The organism is uncultured Anaerovibrio sp. (assembly GCF_947302755.1).
In the GTDB taxonomy this organism is placed as follows: Bacteria; Bacillota; Negativicutes; order Selenomonadales; family Selenomonadaceae; genus Anaerovibrio.
The window spans coordinates 1-5,605 of sequence record NZ_CAMYWM010000149.1 but is presented as its reverse complement, the minus strand read 5'-3'; the positions used below and the strand labels follow the sequence as shown (position 1 = coordinate 5,605).

The window sequence follows — 5,605 nt, the reverse complement described above, 5'->3', positions numbered from 1 at the left end:
CCGGAGGCCCAGGCCTTTGTAAAAGCCTTTGAAGAAGCAAAAATCAATAAGAAAAAAAGGAGTAAAGCAGCATGAGTGATGAAGCAAAGATGGATTTAGTAGCACAGGACAATATACCGGCCAATGAGACCGAGGCGGACAAGCTGGCAAGGCTGGCGGCAGAGATTAATACCATCAAGGCCCAGACCTTGGCCATGGTACAGAATGCCACATTGGAGATTGGCAAGCGGCTCCTGCAGGCCAAGGGAGCTGTTGGCCATGGTAATTGGGGTAAGTGGCTGGCGGATAATGTGGATTATAGTGAGCGCACAGCTCAGAACATCATCGGCATCTATGAGCGTTTCGGTAATGGTCAGCAGAAGCTCTTTGGGGCCAATGCGGATCCTGAGCAGGTGGCCAAGCTGAACCGGTCCCAGATGCTGGCCCTGATGTCCATCAAGGATGAGGAGCAGTGCTTTGAGTTCATGGAGGAGCATAAAGAGGATTTGCAGGATATGTCCAAGCGGGAGCTGGAGGCTGCCATTAAGGAGCTGAATGATACCAAGAAAGAGAATGAAGCATTGGCCAGGGAGTCAGAGGAAAAGACCAAGCAGCTGGATGATGTAAAGGCGGCCATGAATGCCGCAAAAGAGGGTTATCAGCATGAGCTGGATATTTTGCAAAAAAAGCTGGCTGAGGCTGATGACAACAAGGAGCTTTCTTCATATAAAGAGAAGCTGGCCGAAATGGAAAAGGAAATAACTGAGGCCAATGAGGCAAAGGATAAGTATTCCAAGCTCTACAGTGAGGCCCAGGGGGCGGCTATGGAGTCCCAAACCAGGCTGGAGGGTGAGATAGCCAAGCTAAAGCAGGAAAACGAGGCTATCAAAAACGCACCGTTGGAGCCTACAGTAGTGGAAAAGGTACCAGAAGAAACCATCCAGGAGATGGAGGCCCTCAAGGCCAAGATAGCGGAGCTGGAAAAGGCCAAGCCGGAAAAGAGCAAAGAGGAGAAGGCCTTTGCCCGCCATTTTGAAAACATCCGGGAGGAGCTGCAGGCGGCGGTTGAGTGCCTGGGGCGGCTCGAAGGTGATAAGGCAGAAAAGTGTCGGGCCATCTTCAAGAAGATGCTGGAAGCAACCATCAATGCAGTCTAAATCCGAAACCGGTTTCGTATTTAATAATGAATAAAACAGACAGACTCGGGGCCCGTGCTGGGCCCCATGGGGCTTGTAGTAGGGTAGTAACAAGTGAAGCAAGAAAATGTGTTCGTAAATTTTGGGGATAATCATGGGGATAAAAAATACTGTCAGGAAGATAACAAGAAATTCTTCTAAGCAAAATGTAAAAGCAGATTATATCCAAGTGTCATATTTCAATTTTGAAGAGGGCTCATTAACGATGTGGGGGCCAAAAAGATATCGGGAGACCACACCCAAGCAAAAGAGGCTCAACGAGAAAAAGGCCAAGAGATATTTTGAGTCCCTGGTTGAAGCCAATTTTAAGGGCAACCGTGATTTTTATATAACGCTCACCTTTGACAAGGATAATTACCCGGAAAATGAAAAAGAGGGCAAGAAGATAGTCAAAAATTGGATAGGCCGCATCAATTACCGGAGGCGCAAGCTAGGTATGGATAACTGCAAATACATAATCGTTTTTGAAATATCCCCCAAGGGAAGGATGCATTTTCATGTGCTGATGGATGGCCAGCTTTCAAGAGACGTAATCGAGGATTGTTGGCAGCATGGTTTTTGTAATTGTGATCGTTTGAAATCAGATCCAAAGATTGGATTGTCAAAATTAATCTCTTACTTATCCAAGGGACAGGAGACCGAGAAGAACAGTAAACGATGGATACCCAGCAAGGGCCTGATTAAGCCCTGGGTATCTTGCAGTAAAAGCACCAAGATTTCAAGAAAACGCTTTAACCTTCTCAGGATTATTCCCGAGGATTCGGAGCTGTTCCGGGAGACCATTGAAAGGGACAATCCCGGATATACGCTTCAAAGCGTGGAAAAAACAATATGCTCAGACACAGGACAGCTATATCTGTTTTGTCGTATGAGGTTAAAGGCAGGAGGGAAGATAAAACAAAATGGAAGAACAGGAAATTGACTACATACAGCCCACCAGGTTTGCAGGTATACAGAAGCTTGGGGAGCTGTGGGCCCACCTTGGAAATGAAATTGATGAATTTTTGGAGGTGGCCCTGCCGTGTGTGCAAAAAAACCATAGGGGAATTAAGCCGACAATGGATGAAAAGATTGGCATGGCCATGGAGCTGGCCGATATTCAGGTAATGTGCAATACCATCATCCAGCACACGGGGGATCTGCCAACATGCGAGAAGGATTTACCTGAGAGGTTTATGGAACGTCCGAATTTTACGGACCAGCTCATGTACCTTTTGGAAACCAAGGCCAAAGCCTCCAGTGAGGCAAAGGCCATTATTCGTGGCAGCTATGCATATAGTGACCAGCTTGCCACGGAGCTGGTGAAGGTTATCTTTGCTGCTGAGGCGGTCATGATAAAGCTTTATGAGCAGAAGGAGGACCGAACAAAAATTCGTCGGATGGTTTATTTAAAAAACGAGGAGCGGGGATATTATGAGTGACCGCATCAAAGCACCGATGAAGGGAGACAAGCAGAATGATTGAATTTGGTATTTCGGCCTGTTTTTGGATGGCTGTAGGCGGCCTTATAACATTTATGGGATTTCTAATTATAAGCCTCTGTAAGGTGTCCAGCCTGTGTTCCGAGCTGGAGGAGCGCAAGCGGGACATGATACTGGTGAATAACTGGAACAGTAGAAGAACCAGGAGCAGGGAAAAGGGCAAAGAGGTATGAATAAGGCAAATGATTTTTTAATGGGGGCGGCTGTATGAGTGAGTGCTACCCGGAAAAGGTTATATTGGAGCTGTCAGCTCATGAGGCTGAGCACCTGGAGCAGCTTTTATACAACAGGGCCAATGATGTTTTTGAGCCATCCTTTCAGGAGACCAAAAGAATATATTACCGGCTTAGGGATTTTAGATCTGCAAAGGCAACCATGAATAAAGCCAGAGGGAGGCGCAGGAAGTGATTGTAATAAATACGCTTAAGACCGCAAACAAAGGATACATCAAGGCAATAATTGACCATACGGGCTGTGTGGTTGAAAGCGGCAGTGTGGAAGCTGATACTCTGATTGATACCGGCAGAATATTCTTGACGGTGGATGAGCTGAGGAGCCTTCACAATATCATCGAAACGGCCATATACGGGCTGGAGAACAATGTCACATCAAAATGAAAGGAGTAAATATTATGCCTAAGCAGCAAAAGCCAAGGATATATGCCATGTATAAAGGCGAAGTAAATCTGATGGACGGTACCCTTGAAGAGCTAAGCGCAAGAACGGGAAAATCAATGGCATACCTGAGATGGATGACCAGACCCAGTGCCAAGAAGCGGCAAAGAAGGAATGGCACATTTCTTATTAGGCTGAGAGGAGTGGAATAATTGAAAGAGGATAAGGCAAAAATCATAAAAGCACTGGGCAAGGTGTACGCTATGACTGGAGAGGATATATCCCGCATGGAATATATCGCAGGCAAAGAGGACGCTGAATTTGTAAAAATATATGCCAGGGACGGCAAAGAGGCACAGAAGATTGATATAACCTATGATGATGGGCTGTCTATGATGTTAGATGTGGCCTATGCGGTACATCATCAGCTGGTGTTGAAAGAGAATAGCGATGTTTGAAAAAAACAAGAGAGTACGCCTAAAGGGCCGGGCATTAAGCAGGCTCAACAGTGCTATCCATGGCCGTGACCATGACAGGTGTGTGGTATGCGGTGCCTGGGTGCATCCATCGGTGAAGTTCCATCATGAGCCCTGCGGCATCAACAAGTCTGATGAGGAGCAAAAGGGCGTGGTGCTGTGTGCTGTTTGCCATTTTCAGAGGCATAATGGCAAAAATAGCCGGGAGATACGGGGAAGGATAGAGGCGTATCTTGACAATATTTATGGAAAATGCTGAAAAACGAAACCGGATGCGGATTTAAATTGATTTGGACGGAGGTGCCAAAATGGCGCAAAAAGAGATAATTTATGTTTATACAAGAGCCTTTGAGCAGTATAGCCGAGGTTTAAGAAAGGCTGGGCAGGAGATAGTGAATACACCATTATTCAATTGGACGCCGGAGAGGATTAAGCAGTTTATGGCCAAGGGGCTTATCAGGAGGAAGGTTAAATGAACAAGGTAATTTTAAAGGGGCGGCTGGCCCGTGACCCGGAATTAAGATATACGGCGAGTAACAAGGCAGTGGTCAGCTTTAAATTGGCGGTAAATCGCAGGGTTAGCAGTGATAATCAGGGCCCGACGGCTGATTTTATCCCATGTATTGCCTGGACAAAGCTGGCGGAGGTAATCGCCCATAGTTGTATAAAGGGCTCTGAAATTCTTGTGGAGGGGCGGATGCAGGTCAGAAACTACGATGCCCAGGACGGCAGTAAGAAATATGTCACCGAGGTTATCGTAAGCGATATGTATTTCTGTGGCAGCAAGAAGGACAATGGGGGCGGCGGTGCCCCAGCTGGTGGCAATCAAAATAATTTGGGCAGCTTCGGCGGTACACCGGTAAGCGATGATGATATACCTTTTTAGGGGGCGGAGTAAATGGGGATACCAATAGTAAGATGTGATGTAGTAAGTGGAGAGATAGTTGAAGCCTATGAAAATATAAAGGTTATGGCTGACTATAATGATATCTCATTGGCGACAGCCTACTATCGTACCGGTAAAAAGGCAGAGCCTATGGATGGACAAAGGTATATGTTTGCTGATGCGTATATAAGGGATTTTCCGGATACCGGGGCGGCGAACATGAAAAAGGCAGAGGAGAAGATGATTATGGCCAAGGATATTGAAAAGGCAAAAACGGAGCAAAAAGCCGCAAAAGCGGAGCCAAAAACCAAAAAGATGAAGCATAAAGCCCGGAAAGGGGAGCCAGCAGACGAGTTCCCGGAGCCGGAGGAGGACAAGACAGAAATGGCAAATGAGGTAAATGGACAGCCAAGCGAACAAGCGAACAATCAGACAAGCGAACCAGCAGCGGATATGGTGAACCATCCGCCCCACTACTGCACTGGAGATATTGAGTGCTGGGATGCCATGGTATCAGCCTTCGGGGCGGAGTGGATGAAGGCCTACGCCACAGTGACCGCCTTTAAATACATCTGGCGGGCCAAGCATAAGGGCCGCTTTGCCGAGGACATGAAAAAAGCAGCCTGGTATGAGGCCAGGGCTGCGGAGCTGGAGGAAATGACTCGTGGATGATGCAACTATAAAGCTAATTGATAAATGACCGCATTATTAAATCATGGGACGGGACAATGACTGCTGGGATAGACAAGGAAAGGCCAAGGGTAGAAATTCAGATCAAGAAGCTGGATCCTGATGTGGCCACCGAAACGGATCTGCAGATTATCAGGATACTGGAGGGGAAAGACAATGGAAGAGGCTGAACAGATAGAGCAGGATATAGTTAGAGGCATGGAGAATGATAGGAAAATTGCCGAGGGGTATATTCTTAACTACGATAATGAGCGCAAGGCCTATGAAGTCAGGAAGCAGGAGT

13 protein-coding genes are annotated in these 5,605 nt (G+C 46.9%); all 13 read left to right on the top strand.

Features of this window, described 5'->3' with window-relative positions; genetic code table 11:
* The first annotated feature begins 71 nt into the window (after positions 1 to 71).
* Positions 72 to 1,136, top strand: coding sequence for a DUF3102 domain-containing protein (locus Q0Y54_RS11410; RefSeq protein WP_297967984.1), 1,065 nt, complete (start codon positions 72 to 74; stop codon positions 1,134 to 1,136).
* Between the two features lie 244 nt (positions 1,137 to 1,380).
* Positions 1,381 to 2,097: a hypothetical protein gene (locus tag Q0Y54_RS11405; protein ID WP_297967981.1), complete on the top strand. Its 717-nt coding sequence runs from the start codon at positions 1,381 to 1,383 to the stop codon at positions 2,095 to 2,097.
* Positions 2,078 to 2,596, top strand: coding sequence for a hypothetical protein (locus Q0Y54_RS11400; RefSeq protein ID WP_297967978.1), 519 nt, complete (start codon positions 2,078 to 2,080; stop codon positions 2,594 to 2,596). Before Q0Y54_RS11405 ends, Q0Y54_RS11400 begins: the two co-directional genes overlap by 20 nt.
* 35 nt (positions 2,597 to 2,631) lie before the next feature.
* Positions 2,632 to 2,829, top strand: coding sequence for a hypothetical protein (locus tag Q0Y54_RS11395; RefSeq protein ID WP_297967975.1), 198 nt, complete (start codon positions 2,632 to 2,634; stop codon positions 2,827 to 2,829).
* Positions 2,830 to 2,863: 34 nt separating this feature from the next.
* The gene (locus Q0Y54_RS11390) at positions 2,864 to 3,064 is read left to right on the top strand and encodes a hypothetical protein (protein WP_297967972.1); all 201 of its coding nucleotides are present in this window, start codon (positions 2,864 to 2,866) and stop codon (positions 3,062 to 3,064) included.
* Complete coding sequence (locus tag Q0Y54_RS11385) at positions 3,061 to 3,273, top strand: hypothetical protein (protein WP_297967969.1); 213 nt, start codon at positions 3,061 to 3,063, stop codon at positions 3,271 to 3,273. Before Q0Y54_RS11390 ends, Q0Y54_RS11385 begins: the two co-directional genes overlap by 4 nt.
* A gap of 14 nt (positions 3,274 to 3,287) precedes the next feature.
* Complete coding sequence (locus Q0Y54_RS11380) at positions 3,288 to 3,482, top strand: hypothetical protein (RefSeq protein ID WP_297967966.1); 195 nt, start codon at positions 3,288 to 3,290, stop codon at positions 3,480 to 3,482.
* Positions 3,483 to 3,728 (top strand): hypothetical protein, encoded by a 246-nt coding sequence (locus tag Q0Y54_RS11375; protein WP_297967964.1) that lies wholly within the window; start codon positions 3,483 to 3,485, stop codon positions 3,726 to 3,728.
* Positions 3,721 to 4,005, top strand: coding sequence for a hypothetical protein (locus Q0Y54_RS11370; RefSeq protein WP_297967961.1), 285 nt, complete (start codon positions 3,721 to 3,723; stop codon positions 4,003 to 4,005). The genes Q0Y54_RS11375 and Q0Y54_RS11370 overlap by 8 nt, the downstream gene beginning before the upstream one ends.
* A 49-nt stretch (positions 4,006 to 4,054) precedes the next feature.
* Positions 4,055 to 4,222: a hypothetical protein gene (locus Q0Y54_RS11365; RefSeq protein ID WP_297967958.1), complete on the top strand. Its 168-nt coding sequence runs from the start codon at positions 4,055 to 4,057 to the stop codon at positions 4,220 to 4,222.
* Positions 4,219 to 4,632, top strand: coding sequence for a single-stranded DNA-binding protein (locus tag Q0Y54_RS11360; protein ID WP_297967956.1), 414 nt, complete (start codon positions 4,219 to 4,221; stop codon positions 4,630 to 4,632). Before Q0Y54_RS11365 ends, Q0Y54_RS11360 begins: the two co-directional genes overlap by 4 nt.
* A gap of 12 nt (positions 4,633 to 4,644) precedes the next feature.
* Positions 4,645 to 5,304 (top strand): DUF3310 domain-containing protein, encoded by a 660-nt coding sequence (locus Q0Y54_RS11355; RefSeq protein WP_297967954.1) that lies wholly within the window; start codon positions 4,645 to 4,647, stop codon positions 5,302 to 5,304.
* Between the two features lie 56 nt (positions 5,305 to 5,360).
* A complete protein-coding gene (locus tag Q0Y54_RS11350) occupies positions 5,361 to 5,492 on the top strand; it encodes a hypothetical protein (RefSeq protein ID WP_297967951.1) in 132 nt (43 codons plus the stop codon).
* Positions 5,493 to 5,605: the final 113 nt, after the last annotated feature.